Genomic DNA, 18,570 nt, shown 5'->3' on the forward strand with positions numbered 1-18,570 from the left:
TGAAACACCAAAGCAGCGCAGTCCCGTGTGAATCATGGGATTGCGCTGCTTTTTTGAAATTCTATGAATAATCCAGGTCAAACTAGGATACAGTCCATCGCAAGCAAGCCGCATCGTTAAGTTAACCAAAGAACAGTTGCTCAAACAAGGCTTTGGATGGTACGGTAAGAAAGGCGTAGACCGTGTTCCAGTGGAAGCAGTAGACGCAGTATTAGGCTTGAAACTAAGCCGACTTGAGGGTGCACCAAGTGGCCTTTCCGCAGTTAAGGAGGAACTATCTTGACTACGAAAGACCATATTACCAAACAAGCGGACGGCACTTTTAGCTTCCGCGTAAGCTTAGGAACTGACAAACGGACTGGCAAGCGAATTCAAAAACGTGCCAGCGGCTTCAAAACGAAAACGGAGGCGAAAAAAGCAAGACTAGCCATGTTGGCGACCGGCGTTACTGATGACCAAGACATTAAGCAGACCCGCTTTGGGCCATTCATGGAAGACGTGTTCAAACCTTGGTACAAAACCCAAGTGAAACCACGGACTTACCGGCAACGCGTAACCATGATGGGCGGCCAGCATCTCAAGATGTTTACCGAGATCGCGATTGACCAAATTCGACCGATCGATATTCAAAGGTGGCAGGTACAGATACTAAAAGTCTGCGAACAATCTTATGCGCGAACCGTCAATATTCTAATTGGCCAAGTGTTAGAGCGTGCCAAAACCTTAGGCATCATCTCCGAAAATGCAGTTCGCATCGTCGGTCTGATTCCTAAGAAGAAAGCGAAAATCAAGTTCTGGACACGCGAAGACTTCCAAAAGGTGATTGCCAAAACTGGCACTGACACCTACGAGAAACACTTTGAACGCACGATGTTGTGGTTTATGTTCATGTCAGGCTTACGAAGCGGTGAAGCGCGGGCATTAAAGTGGACAGACGTTGAGCTCGTTGGCAAGACGGTGAACATCAATAAGACCATGGACTATCACAACCGCAACTGGTTTGAGACACCAGAGCCAAAGACTGCGGCTAGTCGCCGAACCGTTGCGCTTGATGATGCCACAGTTGCGTGTCTAAGCGCGTGGCAGGTCGCACAAGCGGCGATGGTGAAATCTGAGTGGGTGTTCTCGCTTAATGGGATTCCCTGCGCTGACCGACGTTTCTTGGGCATCGTGAGTGCCTATAGCACACTCGCAGAAGTTGAGCGGATTACCGTGCACGGCCTCCGCCACTCGCATGTGTCACTGTTGATCAGTCTCGGTGAGAATCCACTCCAGATTAAAGAACGTCTGGGACATGAGGACATCGAAACGACGCTCGGCACTTACGGTCATCTCTACCCCAACAGTAACTTTGAAGTCGCAAAAAAGCTCAACGGGATCTTCTCTGAGGAGGCGCCCGATGAGCCAAAATAATTTGAAAAGGGTCAAAATTGTGCCGCCGTAAAATCGGTGGTGCTAGAAACGTTGATACCGCGGGGCAAGCACGAGATGTGTCATTGTTCCCGGGAAATACTTCAATCGACGTACTGGCAAAAATGCAACCATTTCGAGAAACGTGAAACTCCAAAACGCAAAGCAAATCGGCCCCTTCACGCTCCCAAGATCGCGCCAAAAAAATCAGTCCAAAGAACTACTTTACCTGATAGAGTAGCCGGGGTATGATAACTGCATCAGGTAAAGTAAAGGAGGCGGCGCCATGCTTTCCAGCGACAGCATTCGCGGGTATAATGATGCGATGATCCTGACCGTTTTGGCGCGCGGCGATTCGTATGGCTATCAGATCGCCAAGCAGATCGCGGCCAACAGTCAAGACGCCTATTCGATGCGCGAGACCACCCTGTATTCTGTCCTGACGCGTCTGGTCAAGGACGGCTTGATCGAAGCTTACCCAGGCGAGATCAGTTACGGCCGCCCGCGCACCTATTACCACATGACCGCCAGCGGCCATCAGTACTTAGCGGACAAAAAGGCTGAGTGGCAGGAGTTAAAGACCGTCGTTGACCGCTTTTTAATGGAGGAGTAGCCATGGATTCACTCAAATCATACTTAGATTATGTTTTCAGCAGCATCCCGCAGTCCGACGCCGCCGCGCGCGCCAAACAGGACCTACTGGACATGATGACCGACCATTATCATGAAGAGCTTGCAAAGGGAAAAAGTGAAACGGACGCGGTTGCGTCGGCCATCGCCTCTCTGGGCAGTGTCGACGAGTTGCGCGCCACGCTCGATACGCTTGGCAACGACCAATCCCAAGCTAGCGCATCGCCGACCAGTGACTTCGACGAAGAAACGGGCGATTTCACCAACACGACGAGCACCGATTCAAAAATCGATTCCGACACCTCCAACGGCGCGTTCAATCCCGAAGACGCCGAGGCTTATTGGGCAAAAAGTGAGCGGTTCGCCCGGATGTTGTCGATCGGCATCGCCTTGACGATCGCTGCCATGGGCCTGGCGATCATGGCTGACTATACCCGCAGCAATTGGTTTTTCAACATGCTCGGCATCGATCCGGATGGTCTGGTGGCGATGGTCCTGCTCGGCGGCTGGGCGGTGGGCGTGGCGCTGATCGTCCGCGCCGGCCTCAACCGCCGCGGTGATAACGAATGGCTATATGAACATTGGCCGATTGCAAACGCCACATTCAAGGCTGCTCTTGCGCGGCGCGACAGTTACCACAACGCCTACACGACCGGTTTGACTGGCGGCATCGTCATGTGCATTTTGTCCATCGCGGCACCGGCCATGGATGGCTCCGACGCCGGAGCCGGTCTGTTCTTCCTGTTCGTTGCGATTGGCGTGTACTTCATCGTCTATGTCGGCTTGGTCAACAGCTCCTTCAAGCGCGTGCTCGAAGCCGCCAAGCGCCCCTATATCTGATACTGATACAAAAAAATGGGTGGCCCGTCATCAATATCGATGCGGACCACCCATTTGTATAAATCGCTTATATCACTTCTGGAAATAATCGGGCGACGATCGCCGCAGCGGATTCCCGCTTGGTGATCAGCCCTGCGACCTGGCCAGCCATCAAGGTGCCATGATCGACATCCCCATTGATTGCGCGGGTCAAGCTGCCGTCCGTCAGCACCTGCAATTCGGCTGGCGTTGCCCCGGCGGCTTCCTTCGCCAGATAAGCCGTCGTCAACGCATTTTTCAAACTTCGAACTGCATCGCCTGTGGTGCGGCCCGTCACGACGGTATCGGTATCTGTTGCCGCAATAACGGCGTCTTTGTAAGCATCGCTGATTGGCGTCTCATCGGCCGCCAAAAATGCGGTGCCGACTTGCACGCCACTTGCGCCCAAGGCAAACGCGGCCCCGACCCCTTCCGCATCCGCGATACCGCCTGCCGCAAAAACAGGCAAGTCCACCGCGGCGGCGACTTGGCGCACCAGACTAAAGGTCGTTTCGGTGCCGATGTGGCCGCCGGATTCCATCCCCTCGGCAACCAGCGCATCGACGCCAAGCGCGGCCATTTTTTTTGCCACCTTGACCGACGGAATCACGGCCACTATCTTGGTGCCGGCCTCATGCAGCGCCTCGGCGAACAGCTTGGGCGTGCCTGCGCTCGTGGTCACAACTGGCACAGGATGGGCGATCAGGTACGGCACCAGCTCCGCGATGTTGCCTTGTTGCAACATCAAGTTCACCGCAAACGGCTGATCCGTGGCCGAGCGCACCTCGGCAATCGCCGCCGCGAGCGTTTCTGGCGTTTGGCCAACGGTGGTCAACACGCCCAATCCGCCTGCGCGGCTGACCGCGGCGACAAGGGCCGGTGTGGATATTTGCGCCAATGCCCCTTGAATCAGGGGCAGGCGGGTGCCAATAATTGATGTCATAAAAATATTTCCTCCGCTCTTTATTCTAGCGGAACATCCATTTCGTGCAAGCGTATTCGCATGAGGAGGCAATGAACATATAATTAAAATGATCACACTGGCCGGCCAGCAAGTTCCGCAACTCGGCCTCGGCACATGGGGCCTCGGCGAAAACACCGCTACCTCGGGCCCCGCCCTCGCCGCGTTGCAGGCAGGCATTTCTGCCGGGGCGACGGTCATCGATACCGCGGAAATGTATGGCGACGGGGCCGCCGAAACGCTGGTGGGGCGGCTTTGGCAAACGGTGCCGCGCGATCGCGTTTTTTTGATCTCGAAATTTTACCCTTGGCACGCGACTCCCACCGCAATGCGATGCGCCCTGCTCAATAGTTTGCGCCGACTGAAAACAGACTATCTGGACCTCTACCTCCTGCATTGGCCAGGCGACAGCCCGCTGGCCGCCACGGTGCAAGGACTCAACGCACTGAAAAAAGAAGGCCTGATCCGAGCATATGGGGTCTCCAATTTTGATGTCGCCGATGTTCAAAAATGGCAGGCCGTACCAGATGCGACCCTGACCGCCAACGAGGTCCTCTACAACGTCGCCGAACGTGGCATCGAGTTTGACCTTCTGCCCCGCCACCGCCAGCACGGCATCACCACCATCGGCTACTCCCCATTCAATTCTGGAAACGGCGACAGCATTCCCATCCCAGACTCCCTCAAAGCCCTCGCCGCGGAAAAGGGCGTCACAGTCCACCAGCTTTTGTTGGCCTGGACGATGCGTGATGATGTCTTGAGCATTCCCAAGGCCAGCACAGTCGCGCATATGACCGCCAATTTGGCCGCGATCGCTCTGACGCTTTCGCCCACCGACCTGGCCCGCATCGACCAGCTTTTTCCCGGGCCGACCCGCAAAATGCCGTTGCACGAGATCTGATTTTTCCACCCGGCCTGGGCCCGAGTGCTTAACCCAGACATTTGGCGAGGCGCGTGATACACTTGCTCTGAAAGGAGTGATCACATGTCAGAAGTCTCTTTGTATCATACGTATGTTCAAAACCATAACGGGCTCACCGGCACCAGCTTCGTTGAAGGCGACGAAGGCCTGGCGCTTGGCGTGTCGAGTTCCCTGATCAAGGCGCCCGGCACCAATCCGGAACAATTCATCGGCTTTGCCCTGGCGACCTGTTTCAACGCCACGATTCGCCTAGTCGAAGCGCGTGAAAAAACGGCCGAGGATTCCGCGCTTCGGGTGCGGGTGGATATCGTCAAGGACGACCCCGGCTACAAATTTTTGGTCACGGCCCTGATTGCGATGACGGAACACGAGCGCCAAGACGCTGAACACATCATCGCCGTTGCGCTGGACGAATGCCCGGTTGCCAAGCTGCTCAAAGACAACGAGAATGTGGTCTTCCGGCTGGTCGATGACCTGAACGCGGAACCCGTGCTCGGCGAATAAGCAACATGACAGCGTACTGATGTTGCACACAATTTAAGTTAAAAAAACCGTGTCACTTCGCCATTTTCAGCTGAAAAATGGGAGGCGACACGGTTTTTTTCTTCTATTAATAGGGCTCCTTGCAAGGCCCACCAGCGTTCCTATTGATACAGCGACTTCAAGGCGGCGAGATCCGCGGCGGACAGTTGCGTCAGGCCCTCATCCGTCGGGTACATCACCGACCGCGCATCCGTGCTGTGATCGAGGCCGAGCGCATGACCGAGCTCGTGAATGGCGACCGACGCGCTGAGCTGGCCGGTGTGGGAGACGTTGAGCTTGGCCATCGCGTGATTGATCATCACCGAGCCGATGCGCGTGATGCGCGGCCCGCCGACCCCGAGCTCGACCGAATTCGCCGCGACCTGCCCTGCCTTTTGATAGGTGGAAAAAGTGATCGCGCTATCCTGCCACTGGCCTTCGCCGGCGATCAATTTCACGATGCCCGTCGCGTTGTAGACCGCCACCGCCTTTTCAAACATGGCCTTGGTCCGCGCATCCACCGAGTCATCAAATTGATAATAGTAGGTCGCCTTCAACTTACCTTGATGCATAATGGAAAAAGTCGGGGTCAGCGCGCTGTCGGCCTGGTCCTGAGCAAAATCGGCGTTACTGTTTTCTGTTTTGGCCGCAGTCGCAGCCGTGCTGGTAGTGTCGGTGATCAGGGCGGGCACGCCCTTCAAGATATCCTGGCTCAGTGCGGCGAGGCGCGAGGCGGCAGCGTCCTGCCAGGTCTGGGGGATCACGATCCAGCCGTTGTACAGGGCGAACGCGCCGCCAAGCAGGATGGTCCAGCCGAGTGCTTTTCTTGCCTTCACCGCGTTCACCTCCTTGTCTTTCTGCGGGTTGTTTTCTGCTATTATGGCAGGCGCTGGCTTGGCTGTCGAGAGGGGTGACGGTTTCTTAACATTCCGGCAAATTCCAAGCTTCTTTCTCGTGTGAAACTCCGGGTGTCCTCCGGCCAGAAATGGCTGGAACGCTCCCAGGCAACTTTGAGCCCGCGAAAGACGCGGTCTCAAAGCTTACCTTCGGTGTTAGCGGCAAGCCGCTAACACCGACGAGGGGGCTGAGCCATTTCTGGCCTCCAGACACCCTCACATCCAGCATTGCTTATTATCTTGACGTCAGAATTGACTCTCTTTTCAGACCAAGTTGCCCATCAATTACCAACTCAGCAAACACAACCCAGTCAGGGGAGCATCCGAGAATCTTCAGTTTTTTGAAGAGGACCGCCCCTTTCAAGTGGCTCCCCTGCTCACCAACTCAACTATAACCTGCGCAGGCCGCCATCCCGCATCGCGTCCGTCCTGCCAGCGCGCCGCGATTTCCCCTCATTTTCCCATAAAAAAATCGGCACCTCTCCACCAGAAAGGCGCCGACTGTTTGATTATTCGTTACCCTTGAGCGCTTCGACCATGTCGATGTGCTTGAGGCGGTTGTGGGTGACCCACATGACGATGAAGGTGAAGACCAGCATCAAGGCGATGGAGGCGATGTAACTGATTGGATGCATGATTGGCGGGAAGATGATCATTGGGGTCGCGGCTTGCCGCAAAATATAGAGTAGCAGGCCCCAGCCGACTGCGATGCCGGCGATGATGCCCATCAGTGTCATCACAATATTTTCACGGACGATGTACATGGTGACTTCGCCGTCGAAGAAGCCGAGCACTTTGATCGTCGACAGTTCGCGCATTCGCTCCGAAACGTTGATGTTGGTCAAATTGTACAAGACAACGAAGGACAACACGCCGGACAAAAGCACGAAGATCGCGACCACTGGATTGAGGGTCGAGGACATGGTGGTGATGGTGTCCTCCGAGTCAGCGGTGAAACTGGTGCCCAGGGTCTCGCCGTGTTCCAGCAGGTTTTTGGCCAAGGTGGTGCGCTGGTCGGCGGTTGGCGAATCGAGTTTGACCATCAGGGTGTTCGCGCTGGCCGTTTTGGCGAAGGCCGTTTGATAGGCGGCCTTGCTCATGTAGGCCATCACGCCGACGTAATTGACGGTGACCGCGGCGACTTTCACGGAAACGGGGTCGCGGCTACCCAGCGTCACACGCACCTTGGCGCCCTTGCCCACGCCCAGGTCATCGGCGATCTTTTGGCTGATCACCAGGCCTGTTTTCGGCAGGGTCAACTCGGTCTTGCCCGATCGCAGCGTGACATACTTGCGGAAAGTCGTCGCGTTTTGCGGGGTGAACAGATTGACATCGTTGACCTGCTGGCCACCTTGCTGGATCTTGATGATGTCGGCGGCCACCGGCGTGTTGCTTTGATACGTGCTCGCATCGGCTAGGACCGCCTTCGCCTTGGTCGCCTCGCCCGCTTTTTTCAAGCGGACCGTGGCGTCATAGTGGAAGACCTCGCCGAATTGCTGGGTGGCGGTGTTCAAGATCGAATCGCGCAGGCCAAATCCGGTCAGCAGCAGTCCCGTCCCGCCCGCAATGCCAATGATCGTCATGATCATGCGGCTCTTGTAGCGAAAAAGATTGCGGTAGCTGACTTTTTGGTTGAAGGACAACCGCCGCCAGAGAGGGGTGATTCGTTCAAGCAAGATCCGCTTGGCAGTTTTCGGCGCCTGGGGCCGCATCAATTCGGCCGGTTTTTCCTGCAGTTCGCGAACGGTCACGAATGCCGCGGCGCCCACGGTTGCCAGCAGGGAAAAGCCCAGGGCCATCAGGAAGTCCACCCAGCTGAACGGAATGCTGGCGATCATTGGGATGTACATGCGATAGAGCCACAAAATAATGCGCGGCAGGCTGAAATTGCCCAGCACCCCACCGATCACCGCACCGATCAGCCCGGCCATCAAGGCATAGACCACATAGTTCCGCGCAATCGCGCCTTTACCGTAGCCCAGCGCCTTGAATGTGCCGATCTGCATCCGCGCCTCTTCCACCATGCGCGTGACCGTGGTGAAGGTGATCAGGGCCGCGATCAGGAAGAAGAAGACGGGAAAAACATTGGCGATCGCCGCGATACGGTCCGAGGAATCCCCGTAATCGGAAAAACCGGGGAAATCGTCGCGCGTCTGCCAGGTGTAGGTCGTCTTGGTTTGGGCGACCAGATTCTTGCGCGCCTGATCCAGTTTCGTCTGACTGGCCGCAAGTTGTTTTTCCTGCGCCGTGATCTCATCGGTGGTGGTGAGCTGGCCGCCACTTTGCACGGCCACCTGAGCTTTGGCGGCGGTGAGCTGCTTGCTTGCCTTGTCGAGGGTGGCTTGCTGCTTGGTCAGCTCGGCCAGCGGCGTTTTTTGCAATTCGGCGATGCGCGCTGGCCGCCGGGTGTTGAACGCTTTTTTCAACGCGGTCACTTTCTTATCGACCGCATCCTTGTAGGCGTCCGAATAAGTATTCTCGTGCTGAAGGCCGGCAAAGCGTACCGTCAACAGCGTTGCCACGTCCAGCGCCATCTGTTTTTCGGGAATGTAGGCGAAAAAGCGGACCGTGCCATCCCCCACATTGGCGGAGCCGCGCGCGGAATTGTCGATGTACGTTGGCAGATCGCCAAACCCGACGATCTTGTAGGTGCGCTGCTTGAGCCCAGCGCTTTTGGCAAAGGTGAACGACTGGCCGAGCTTGTAGTCGTATTCGTCCTTTGCGCGTTGATCGAGCACGATCTCGTCGGCATTTTTCGGCAAGCGACCACTTTCAAGCGTCAACTGATTTTGCGTGAGCCCCTTGCGATAGCCGTACAGAGCGATCGCCATGTCGCTTTTGCCGCCGACCACATACTTGAACCGCATCAGTTCGGCCTTGGCGCCTGCGACCGTTTCGGCGGCGTCCTTGTCTTTGGCGATGAAGCCGGTCGTGCTCATCAGCTGCACATCCGCGAGGTGGCTGGCCTTGACCGTGTGATCGAGCGAGTCGTTCAGACCCGGCCCCGCCGCGCGAATGCCGACGAAGCTGAGGCACCCCAGCAAAATGATCAAGATGAGTGCAATGAAGCGTCCCTTGTTGGCGCCGATCTCGCGCCACATATTTTTTGTCATTGGCCGCATGCGCTCACCACTCGATCTCTTCAACCGGCGTCGGCTGCGGATTGTCCACGACCGAGCGCACCTTGGCGTCGTTGATGCGAATCACCCGATCCGCCATTTTCGCCAGCGCGGCGTTATGCGTGATCACCAGAACGGTCTTATTGTCTTTGCGGCTGGCGTCCTGCAGCAGCTGCAGGACCTGCTTGCCGGTCTCGTAATCCAGCGCCCCGGTCGGCTCGTCGCACAAGAGGAGCTTGGGATTTTTCGCCAAGGCGCGGGCGATGGCCACACGCTGCTGCTCCCCGCCGGATAATTGCGAGGGAAAATTGTTGAGGCGCGCGCCCAGCCCCACCTTCCGCAGGGTCTCCTCGGCGTCTAGGGCGTCCTTCACGATGGAGTTCGCCATTTCGACATTTTCCTTGGTCGTCAGATTCGGAATCAGATTGTAAAACTGAAACACGAAGCCGACATCGTTGCGGCGAAACGCGGTCAGCTGGCGCTCGGAAAAAGTGGCGATGTCGATACCATCAATGATCACCTGGCCGGAGCTGGGGCTGTCCATTCCGCCCAAAATGTTGAGCACGGTGGATTTGCCGGCGCCGCTGGGGCCCAGGATCACCGTCAGCTGCCCCTGCTCGCAATCAAAGGAAATGTCGTTGTTGGCGATGATCTCTGTTTCGCCCATTTGATACCGTTTAAATTCGTTACGGACCTCGATATAAGCCACGCTTTTTGCCTCCATGAACTAGACACACTGTCTAACTGATATAATGATTATGACGCAACTGGCCCTCAGTTCTCAACCAGCAGATCTGGCCAGCATGTTATGAAATAGACAGTTCACCCAATTTTTGTTGGAAAGAAGGAACGACGCCATGGTCGGCACGAAAAATAATCGGCGCACCGCCTACACCAAGGCCAAATTGCAGGAGGCATTACTTTCCCTGCTGGCAGACAAACCGCTCGAGAAGATCACGGTCTCGGCGCTGTGCGCGCAGGCCGATGTCAATCGCGGCACCTTTTACGCGCATTATAGCGACCCCGCCGCGCTGTTCAAGGCGATGGAAACGGAACTGGCCGCCCGCATCGCCCCGATGCTCGGCCCCGCGCAAGGCGACTTGCGCGAATGGCTGCCTCCGATACTCGAACTGCTTCGCCAACAGCGCGCCGCCACGGTCTTGATCATTCGCAACCTCGAGGAAAGTCCGGTGCTCCAGCTGATCCTCGACCCGATTCGCGAGCAGACCATGGCGACCTATCGCGCCCGCTTCAATGAAAGTGATCCGCAGAAGCTGACTTACTACTTCCAATTTTTCCTCAACGGCTCTGTGCGCGTCATCACGTCTTGGCTCAAAAATGGTGCGGTGGAATCCCCGGCCGCCATCGCCGACATTCTCGCCAATATCACCCAACAAGTGCTGGCGCAAGACTGAACGCTCGCATAATTGAGAGCGCTTTCGTTATAATAAACGTAACAAGATAGGAGGAATTCTGATGGCTCATATCGGTATCATTGTCGGCAGTTTGCGCCACGCCAGCTTCACGAAGAAAGTGGCGCAGACCTTTGCTAAGCTCGCCCCGGCGGATCTCGACCCCGTACTCATTCCGATCGGCGACCTGCCGCTGTACAACGAGGACGCGGAAGTGCCAACCCCGCCGGCCAGCTGGACCGCGTTTCGTGAGGCCGTTGCGGAAGTGGACGGCGTCTGGTTTTTCACGCCCGAATACAATCGCGGCCTGCCTGCAGCTCTGAAGAACGCGCTTGATGTCGCGTCTCGGCCGTATGGGAAAAATGTGTGGGCGGGCAAGCCTGCCTTGGTGGTCAGCGTCTCCCCTGGTGCGATCGGCGGTTTTGGGGCAAACATGCAGCTGCGGCAGAGCCTGACCTTCCTCGACATGCCGGTCTTGCAGCAGCCAGAAGCCTACATCGGTGGCATCTCCAAACTGTTGACCGAAGACGGCATTGTCCAGGGCACCCAGGACTATTTTGCCCTGATCATCGAGAAGTATGCGGACTTCTATCGCCAGTTGAAGAAATAAGTCGTCGCAAGAATTCCGGGCGCCTGCCACTGCGAAAATTGGTGGCGGGCGCTTTTTTGCATCTGCCCTCCCGCGAGCCTTCACACCCTTTCATAGTTGGGTTCCGCGGGGCAGGTCTGAGGCATCTAACAGGGCCCGGCACTCGGGGCTAAGTGCAGCCCCAAGCACCAGGCCCTGTTAGCCGCTCAGACCTAAACGCCCCGCTCCACACCCTTTCATAGTTGGGTTCCGGTGCGCAGGGGTGGGACATTTAGCTGACCTAGGCACTCGGTGGCAAGGAGCGCCACCAAGCGCCTAGGCCAAGCTAACTGCCCACCCCTAAACGCGCACCTCCACACCCTTTTTGCCTAAAAAATGGTATGGTTGTCTCAGGAGATGAGCTTATGTCATTACAAACAATTGACCTCACTGCGCTGGCGCTTCATCCGCACCAGATCGGTAGCAAGACGTTCAGCCGCAAGCTGGGGATCACTTTGCCGCTTGCCGAATTCACCATGGCCGCTGGGGAAAGCATCACAGAGGAAACGTCGGCTCTCTCGCGGTTGTTTCTCGTGCTGGACGGCACGCTACTCATCGATGTCGGGCAGGAGACCACCACAGTTGCGGCCGGCCACTTGGCGTCTGTCCCCGCCGACGTGCCGCACCGCCTGCATGCTGAGACAGATTGCCGGTATCTACAACTCGAAAGTCCCGCTCAGAAAGGAAATGCCTAATGCCATTTATTGATAAGATCGACCCCGCCACCACGTTGTCGCTCACCTCACTGATTCCGTTGGATGACGGCCAGGTCAACAGCCGCACCTTGGTTCAACGCGACGACATGAGCATGACCCTTTTTTCCGTCGCCACCGATGAAGAGATCGGCGGGCATACCGCGGAAGGCGATGCGCTTGTCAACATCCTCAGCGGAGAAGCCGAAGTGACCATTCGCAAAAAGGCCCACCGCGTGCCGGCCGGCCAATCGATTCTGATTCCTGCCGGCGCCCGCCATTCGCTGTATGCGCTGGAGGGATTCCAAATGCTGCTGATCGTGGTCAAACCACAAGCAGAAAACTAGTCGCCACACGCAGACCGCCCAGTCGCTTCACACATATGACTGGGCGGTTTGATATGGCGCCGAAACGATTGATATAACAAACTTGGCCTACCGCAACCGACAACTTTTGCGCCGGATGTGCGTGAGGCCCTGTTTGCGTTTTCGCCGCGTGCTACAGTTAGCGTGAACACATCGCGGAAACATTTCGAAAGCTTTCCGGAAAGCTTTTTACAAACATTCTGGAATCATTTTGGAAAACCCACAGGAGGCCATCATGTCCCAACTATTTTCACTCACCGATTTCGGCGCCAAGCCCGACACCGTCGCCATTCAAACCGAGAGCTTCCAGCAAGCCTTGGACGCCGCGCGCGAGGCCGGTGGCGGCGAAGTTCTCGTACCGGCCGGGCATTTTGTCATCGGCAGCATTCGCCTTTACAGCCACACGACGCTGCGCCTCAGCGCTGGCACCCATCTGGAAGCGAGTCCGCGCATCGCAGATTTCACCTCGTTTGGCCAGCGCACCCACCTTGCCTATGCCCAGGAGCCCTTTTACATCAAGGACTGGCACCTGCCCGCCGACTATTTTCATGCGCTGATCTGCGCGTACGACGCCGAGGATATCGCCGTGATTGGTGCGCCCGGTGCCACGATCGACGGCTGCGACCTGCGCGACGATGACGGCGAAGAAGGCTTCCGTGGCCCGATGACGCTGGTGTTTTCCGCGGTGAAAAATCTGACGTTGCGCGGCTACACAGTCGTTCGCAGTGCCAACTGGGCGCATGTCATCGATTCCTGTGAAAACGTCCAGATCACAAACATCGAGGTCCGCGGCGGCCATGACGGCTTCAACCTGCATCACTCGCATCACATCGAGCTGAGCGATTGCACCCTGCGCACCGGCGACGACTGCCTCGCCGGCTACGATGTCCATGATCTGACCGTCACCAACACGTTCATGAATTCGGCCTGCAACAACATGCGCCTCGGCGGGGTCGATCTGAATTTCATCAACGACACTTTCCTCGCCCCGGCTGTCTACCCGCACCGTTCATCCGGCCGCCACGACACGCTCAACGCCTTCATGTATTATTCGCTGGACAAGGACACCGGCGAAGATGGGCAAAATGTGTCCTTCTCGCATTGCACCTTGATGGGGCTCGACCGGCTCATGTATGTCCACTTCGGCCAGCAATGGGCCCTTCAGACGCATTACCCACTGCGCGACATTCGCTTTGAGGACACGACCATCACCGCCATGCACCAGACCGCCATCGCAATGGGCGAAGGCGAACCGCTGACGGTGACCTTCAAAAACGTGACGATCACCGATGCCCCGACCCCGTTTTTGACCACAGACGCCAGTGCAACCGTGATCTTGGAGAACGTCGACTGCGGCAAGGGGGTGACCTTTGCAACAGCGGATGGCCCAAAAACATTTTCCGGAGTCATCGATCACGCGTCCCTATAGCACCCCAAACTGAAGCAATTTCGAAGGCCGGCCACTCACGCAAAATGCGAGTCGCCGGCTTTATTGACGGAAACAGCCTGGGATAAAGATTTGTCCCAATAACAGTTGGGCTCCGGCCCGCATGGGTGGGACATTTAGCTGGCCCTACCGCTCGATGGCCAAGTGCGCCATCAAGCGCCAGGGTCAGGCTAACTGCCCACCCATCCCGCGCACCTCCGCACCCTAAAAAAAGAGCCCCACACATCGAAATGTGCGGGGCCCCACTCACTGTAAAGAATTACAGCTTGTTAACGTTGGCAGCCTGAGGGCCGCGATCGCTTTGCTCTACGTCGAAGGTTACAGCCTGACCTTCGTCAAGCGTCTTGTAACCGTCGCCCTGGATTGCGGAGAAATGTACGAATACATCTTTGCCGTCTTCACCAGTGATGAAGCCATAACCTTTATCAGCGTTGAACCACTTAACAGTACCCTGTTGCATATTGAATGAATCTCCTTCATTGAAAACTAAAGTGACAAATCAACCGGTAATCGCTGAAAGGAAATCCATCATGCTTATACACAACTTGTTTCAGTTCATCAATTACTATGGCTAGTTTAACACAGCCCCGGCGAGAAACCTAATTATTTTGCTTGGCCAAGGCGGTAAAGTGCTACGATAAAAGAAATTTCAAAGGAAGTGCCGCCATGTCCCAAACCTTCACCATTCGGTCCATGCGCCCCGCCGATAACCAGGCGATCAAACAAATTCTTCAGCAATGCCTTCAGGACGCAGGTCTAGCCATCCCCGGCACCGCTTTTTTCGACCCACAGCTCGACACGTTGGCTGAGTATTACCAACGGTCACCTAAAAGCGCTTACTGGGTCGCGGAAAATAACGCCGGTAAAATTGTCGGCGGGTGCGGATATGGCTCCGTTAGTGCGGACCCCTCCGTCGCGGAATTGCAAAAGCTCTACCTCGCGCCGGCCGCGCGTGGACAGGGCCTGGCCAAAGCGTTGCTACATCTGACGGAAGGCGCGGCCAAGGCAGATGGGTACCGCCAACTATATGTGGTGACCGACACCAAATTGCCGGTGGCCAATGTCCTTTATCAGCACCAAGGCTTCACCGCCCTGCCGCATGCGCTGCCCGGCGAACCGCATGACGGCTGCGACACTTGGTACATTAAAGACTTATAGAAGGGTGTGCAGGCCCGCGGGATGGTGGGGCAGCTAATTTGGCTTGAGCGCTTGATAGCGTACTTGGCTATCGAGTGCTCGAGACAATTAGATGACCCCACCATGCGGGCCGGAACCCAACTGAAAAGGGTGTGCAGGCCCGCGGGATGGTTGGGCCCATCTAAAAAAGACGCAACCTCTTCGCAACGGCTGCGTCCTTTTTTGATTCCCGACAGTACTATTTCGAATCGTTCAAACTCGAATGGCGGATCCCATACACAAAGTAAACGGCGAGCCCCACCACGAACCAGATACCAGAATAGAGTTTTGCCTGAACATCCAGCCCCATGAAGACGATCAGCGAGCCAAGAAAGCCCAGCGCCGGCATCACCGGATAAAACGGCATCTTGAACGCGGGGTCGGCGATGTCCTTGCCTTCGCGCGGCCGCAGCCGGTAGATTCCGAGCGAGACGAACATGAAGGCGATCAGCGTCCCGGCCGAGATCAGCTGGGCCAAAAAGGCAAACGGGAAAAACGCCCCGATGAGCACACCGATCACCGTCAAGAAGAGCAGCGCGTGATTGGGTAAGCCACGTTCCCCATGACCCTTTTCGGCGGTGAGTTTGCCCAGCCAGCGCGGCAGCATGCCATCGCGTCCGAAGCTGTAAAGCAGGCGGCTGCCGGCCATCATCATGCCGATCAAGGCGGTGAACATGCCGATGACCGCGATGGATTGAATCACCGTGGCGAAAACAGGCTGGTTGATCTCGCGTAGCGCCCAGCCCACCGGTTCCGCGTTGCCCGCATATTTTTGATACGGGAACATGCCCACCAGCACCAAGGCCACGGCCATGAAAAGAATCACCGCGATGATCAAACTGCCGATGATCCCCCGCGGCATCGTGTGCTCCGGGTCCTTGGCTTCCGCGGAATTGGCGGCGATGGAGTCAAAGCCGATATAAGCCAAAAAGATCATCGAGACCCCAGCATAAACGCCCTGCCAGCCGCCAAACGCGGTGCCATCCGCATTGACGTGATACTGCGGAATGAACGGCACATAATTTTGCCAGTGCACCGCCGTCAAGCCGACTGCGATGAAGGCTAAGATCGCCAGCACCTTGAGCACCACCAGAATATTTTCCACCCGGGCCGCGTCGGACACCCCGCGCGACAAGAGCAAGGCGACCAGGATGATGACCACAACGGCGATCAAGTCGACGAATCCGCCCTTTGTGCCCAGTGGATTGGCGAGGAAAAATGGGACGTTGAGGCCAAACGACCCAAGCAACCCGCGCAAGTTGGCGGATAAGCCCGACGCGACAAAGGCGACGGCGATGAAATACTCCGCCAGCAGTGCCCACCCCGCGATCCAGCCGAAGACCTCACCGAAGACCACGTTGATCCAGGAATAGGCAGAGCCGGCAAACGGCATCGCCGCCGCCATTTCCGCATACGCGAAGGCGACCAGCCCCGCCACGATCGCCGCCAGCAAACAGGACAAGGCGACGGCCGGGCCGGCATGTTGCGCAGCGACAACGCCGGGCAAGGTGAAGATCGTCGTCGAAACGATGGTGCCGACGCCAAGGGCAAGAAAGTCCTTCACCGTCAGCACGCGCGGCAATTTCGCATCCTTATCCTGATACACCGCCGGATCTTCTTTTTTGATCATTCGTTTGAATACGTTCATTCGCCAGCCTCCGCGTCTTTAATGAAGAAAAAATGAGAATCGCTTTAACTAGTTTTCCATGTTCAGAGGCCAATGTCAATGTTCGGGACGAAAAAAGCAGGACTGCTTGAGGCGTGCGGTCCTGCTTTTGCGCCTATTGTGGCAAATCGATGGCAATGCGGTGCCCGCGAATATCGAAGGCCACCTCGTCGTTTTATTCGGCTGGTTTGACGGCCGCGCGTGGCACCGTATCCTTCGCTGGCGCCCCGCCGCGCTCCTTGGCGATCGCCCCGCGCACGGCGGCGGAGATGTCCACTTTTTCCCCGGCTCGGCGCCGGTCGCGGTATTCGGCCGTGGCGGTGAAAAGGAGATCAGAGGCCGAGTTGACGGCGGTCTCGACGGAATCCTGAATCACCCCGATGACAAAGCCAACACCGACCACTTCCATGGCGATGTCATTAGAGATGCCGAAAATACTGGCGGCCATCGGAATGATCAGCAGCGAGCCCCCTGCGATACCAGATGCCCCAGTCGCGGCCAAGGCGGTCAAGAAGCAGAGAATGATCGCCAGCGGAAACGAGACCGGGATATTCAGCGTCGCACAGGCGGCCAGGGTCATCACCGACACCGTGATCGCCGCGCCACCACTATTGGCAGAGCCGCCCAGTGGAATGGAGACCGCATACGATTTCTTATTCAAGCCGAGGTCTTCGCAGGCCTGCAGGTTGATGGGAATGTTGACGGCCGAGCTGCGGGTGAAAAATGCGGGCAAACCCGACACACGCAGCGTCCACAAGGTCAACGGATACGGATTTTGGCGCGTCATCACCCACACCATCAGCGGGTAAAGCACTAGGTAAACGAACGCCATCGTGCCGACCAAAAGCGCCACCAACTGGCCGTACCGCGCGATGCCGGCGAGGCCTTTGGTGCTGACAGTCTTGAAGACAAGCCCCGCGATGCCAAATGGGGCAAATTGAATCACGGTCTGAGCCACATTTGTGATCGCCTCAGAGAGATCTGTGATCACCTGCCGAGTCTGCACAGATGTGAGGCGCAACGCAAAGCCGATCATCAGCGCCCAAAACAAGATCGCGAGGTAATTGCCCGAGGCCACGGCCTGAAACGGATTGGTGACCGCATTGTTGAACAGATCAGTGAGCACCGTGCCCAAGTCTTTCGGCCCACTTGCCGCCGTTTTGGCCACCTTGGTCAGATCCAACCGCACCGGAAAGGCGTAGCTCGCCCCGACCGCCGCAAACGCCGACAGCAACGTGGCGGTCAGGTACAAGACGATCACGGAGCCAAAATGTGTCTCGCTTCCCTTTTGATAATGGGACACCGCCGCCATGATCAAAAAGAAGACCAACACAGGCGCGATGCCCTTGAGCGCGCCGACGAACAGGTCGCCCATCAGCCCGATGCCGGTCAAAGTCGGCACGGTGACCCCCAGCAAGACCCCCACTGCCAAACCGATAATGATGCGCAAGATCAACGATACGGAACGATATTTTTCAAACATCGTCGTGCCTCCTCCGTGTTCAGATTATGAGTCGTATCGTACACGTTTTAAAAACAGTTGTCCAGTATATAAACACATCCGGTCACCTGCCGCGGACAAAAAAAGTCGCGGCACCGCTGGCCACGACTCGCTTTGCGCTGATTCAAAAATTTTCAGCCGTCGATCAGGAAATCAAGAATATTCATTCCGGCGCTGGATTCCTTGCGGTACAACTCGGTGTAGCCGCAATTTGCGCAACTGATCGTGATGAACTTCTTGTTTTGGACGTTGGTCAACTTGGCAAAGGTGCCGCCAGTGGCCTGAAATTGGTCGGAAATGTAGTGATTGCTGCCACACTTCGGACAGACATATTGTTTTTGTTCCATGTGCGTTGCCTTCTTTCC

At 56.6% G+C, this 18,570-nt stretch carries 20 protein-coding genes; 12 read left to right on the top strand and 8 right to left on the bottom strand.

What is annotated here, in order from left to right:
- The first annotated feature begins 70 nt into the window (after window positions 1-70).
- From EKM95_RS12000 to EKM95_RS06850, 4 genes are all read left to right on the top strand, one after another.
- Entirely contained in the window at window positions 71-283 is a 213-nt protein-coding gene (locus EKM95_RS12000; protein WP_225423217.1) for a DUF3173 family protein, read from the top strand.
- Window positions 280-1,413 carry a site-specific integrase gene (locus EKM95_RS06840; RefSeq protein WP_125697101.1) on the top strand — a complete coding sequence of 378 codons (1,134 nt, stop codon included), beginning with the start codon at window positions 280-282 and terminating at the stop codon, window positions 1,411-1,413. Before EKM95_RS12000 ends, EKM95_RS06840 begins: the two co-directional genes overlap by 4 nt.
- Before the next feature lie 283 nt (window positions 1,414-1,696).
- Entirely contained in the window at window positions 1,697-2,023 is a 327-nt protein-coding gene (locus EKM95_RS06845) for a PadR family transcriptional regulator (protein WP_125697102.1), read from the top strand.
- Between the two features lie 2 nt (window positions 2,024-2,025).
- Window positions 2,026-2,880 (top strand): permease prefix domain 1-containing protein, encoded by an 855-nt coding sequence (locus EKM95_RS06850; RefSeq protein ID WP_125697103.1) that lies wholly within the window; start codon window positions 2,026-2,028, stop codon window positions 2,878-2,880.
- Between the two features lie 67 nt (window positions 2,881-2,947).
- Here the strand turns inward: EKM95_RS06850 and EKM95_RS06855 are convergent, their stop codons facing one another.
- Window positions 2,948-3,847 carry an NAD(P)H-dependent flavin oxidoreductase gene (locus EKM95_RS06855; protein ID WP_379897140.1) on the bottom strand — a complete coding sequence of 300 codons (900 nt, stop codon included), beginning with the start codon at window positions 3,845-3,847 and terminating at the stop codon, window positions 2,948-2,950.
- A 76-nt stretch (window positions 3,848-3,923) separates the two neighbouring features.
- On the opposite strand from EKM95_RS06855, the gene EKM95_RS06860 reads away from it, so the two are divergent.
- Together EKM95_RS06860 and EKM95_RS06865 are read left to right on the top strand one after the other, a co-directional pair.
- Complete coding sequence (locus tag EKM95_RS06860) at window positions 3,924-4,760, top strand: aldo/keto reductase (RefSeq protein WP_125697105.1); 837 nt, start codon at window positions 3,924-3,926, stop codon at window positions 4,758-4,760.
- Between the two features lie 84 nt (window positions 4,761-4,844).
- Window positions 4,845-5,285 carry an OsmC family protein gene (locus tag EKM95_RS06865; RefSeq protein WP_125697106.1) on the top strand — a complete coding sequence of 147 codons (441 nt, stop codon included), beginning with the start codon at window positions 4,845-4,847 and terminating at the stop codon, window positions 5,283-5,285.
- Between the two features lie 140 nt (window positions 5,286-5,425).
- On the opposite strand, the gene EKM95_RS06870 is transcribed toward EKM95_RS06865, so the two are convergent.
- The 3 genes from EKM95_RS06870 to EKM95_RS06880 all read right to left on the bottom strand — a co-directional run bounded on the left by EKM95_RS06870 (window position 5,426) and on the right by EKM95_RS06880 (window position 10,027).
- On the bottom strand, window positions 5,426-6,139 hold the full coding sequence (locus tag EKM95_RS06870) for a matrixin family metalloprotease (RefSeq protein ID WP_125697107.1): 714 nt from the start codon (window positions 6,137-6,139) through the stop codon (window positions 5,426-5,428).
- Between the two features lie 569 nt (window positions 6,140-6,708).
- Window positions 6,709-9,321 (bottom strand): ABC transporter permease, encoded by a 2,613-nt coding sequence (locus EKM95_RS06875; RefSeq protein WP_125697108.1) that lies wholly within the window; start codon window positions 9,319-9,321, stop codon window positions 6,709-6,711.
- A 4-nt stretch (window positions 9,322-9,325) separates the two neighbouring features.
- Window positions 9,326-10,027 (bottom strand): ABC transporter ATP-binding protein, encoded by a 702-nt coding sequence (locus EKM95_RS06880; RefSeq protein WP_125697109.1) that lies wholly within the window; start codon window positions 10,025-10,027, stop codon window positions 9,326-9,328.
- Between the two features lie 148 nt (window positions 10,028-10,175).
- On the opposite strand from EKM95_RS06880, the gene EKM95_RS06885 reads away from it, so the two are divergent.
- From EKM95_RS06885 to EKM95_RS06905, 5 genes are all read left to right on the top strand, one after another.
- Window positions 10,176-10,733 (top strand): TetR/AcrR family transcriptional regulator, encoded by a 558-nt coding sequence (locus EKM95_RS06885; protein WP_125697110.1) that lies wholly within the window; start codon window positions 10,176-10,178, stop codon window positions 10,731-10,733.
- 61 nt (window positions 10,734-10,794) lie between these two features.
- Window positions 10,795-11,340, top strand: coding sequence for an NADPH-dependent FMN reductase (locus EKM95_RS06890; protein ID WP_379897136.1), 546 nt, complete (start codon window positions 10,795-10,797; stop codon window positions 11,338-11,340).
- Between the two features lie 383 nt (window positions 11,341-11,723).
- A complete protein-coding gene (locus EKM95_RS06895) occupies window positions 11,724-12,053 on the top strand; it encodes a cupin domain-containing protein (RefSeq protein ID WP_125697112.1) in 330 nt (109 codons plus the stop codon).
- Window positions 12,053-12,397 (top strand): cupin domain-containing protein, encoded by a 345-nt coding sequence (locus tag EKM95_RS06900; RefSeq protein ID WP_125697113.1) that lies wholly within the window; start codon window positions 12,053-12,055, stop codon window positions 12,395-12,397. Before EKM95_RS06895 ends, EKM95_RS06900 begins: the two co-directional genes overlap by 1 nt.
- Before the next feature lie 253 nt (window positions 12,398-12,650).
- Window positions 12,651-13,844 (top strand): glycoside hydrolase family 28 protein, encoded by a 1,194-nt coding sequence (locus tag EKM95_RS06905; RefSeq protein WP_125697114.1) that lies wholly within the window; start codon window positions 12,651-12,653, stop codon window positions 13,842-13,844.
- Between the two features lie 277 nt (window positions 13,845-14,121).
- Here the strand turns inward: EKM95_RS06905 and EKM95_RS06910 are convergent, their stop codons facing one another.
- The gene (locus EKM95_RS06910; protein WP_125697115.1) at window positions 14,122-14,322 is read right to left on the bottom strand and encodes a cold-shock protein; all 201 of its coding nucleotides are present in this window, start codon (window positions 14,320-14,322) and stop codon (window positions 14,122-14,124) included.
- 206 nt (window positions 14,323-14,528) lie between these two features.
- Here EKM95_RS06910 and EKM95_RS06915 point away from each other — a divergent pair, with 206 nt between their 5' ends.
- Window positions 14,529-15,020: a GNAT family N-acetyltransferase gene (locus tag EKM95_RS06915; protein WP_125697116.1), complete on the top strand. Its 492-nt coding sequence runs from the start codon at window positions 14,529-14,531 to the stop codon at window positions 15,018-15,020.
- A 217-nt stretch (window positions 15,021-15,237) separates the two neighbouring features.
- On the opposite strand, the gene EKM95_RS06920 is transcribed toward EKM95_RS06915, so the two are convergent.
- The 3 genes from EKM95_RS06920 to EKM95_RS06930 form a co-directional block, all read right to left on the bottom strand.
- Window positions 15,238-16,686: an APC family permease gene (locus tag EKM95_RS06920; RefSeq protein WP_125697117.1), complete on the bottom strand. Its 1,449-nt coding sequence runs from the start codon at window positions 16,684-16,686 to the stop codon at window positions 15,238-15,240.
- 193 nt (window positions 16,687-16,879) lie between these two features.
- The gene (gene sstT / locus EKM95_RS06925; RefSeq protein ID WP_125697118.1) at window positions 16,880-18,187 is read right to left on the bottom strand and encodes a serine/threonine transporter SstT; all 1,308 of its coding nucleotides are present in this window, start codon (window positions 18,185-18,187) and stop codon (window positions 16,880-16,882) included.
- Between the two features lie 152 nt (window positions 18,188-18,339).
- On the bottom strand, window positions 18,340-18,552 hold the full coding sequence (locus EKM95_RS06930; protein ID WP_125697119.1) for a zinc ribbon domain-containing protein: 213 nt from the start codon (window positions 18,550-18,552) through the stop codon (window positions 18,340-18,342).
- Between the last annotated feature and the right edge of the window lie 18 nt (window positions 18,553-18,570).

The organism is Lacticaseibacillus yichunensis (assembly GCF_003946405.1).
GTDB lineage: Bacteria > Bacillota > Bacilli > Lactobacillales > Lactobacillaceae > Lacticaseibacillus > Lacticaseibacillus yichunensis.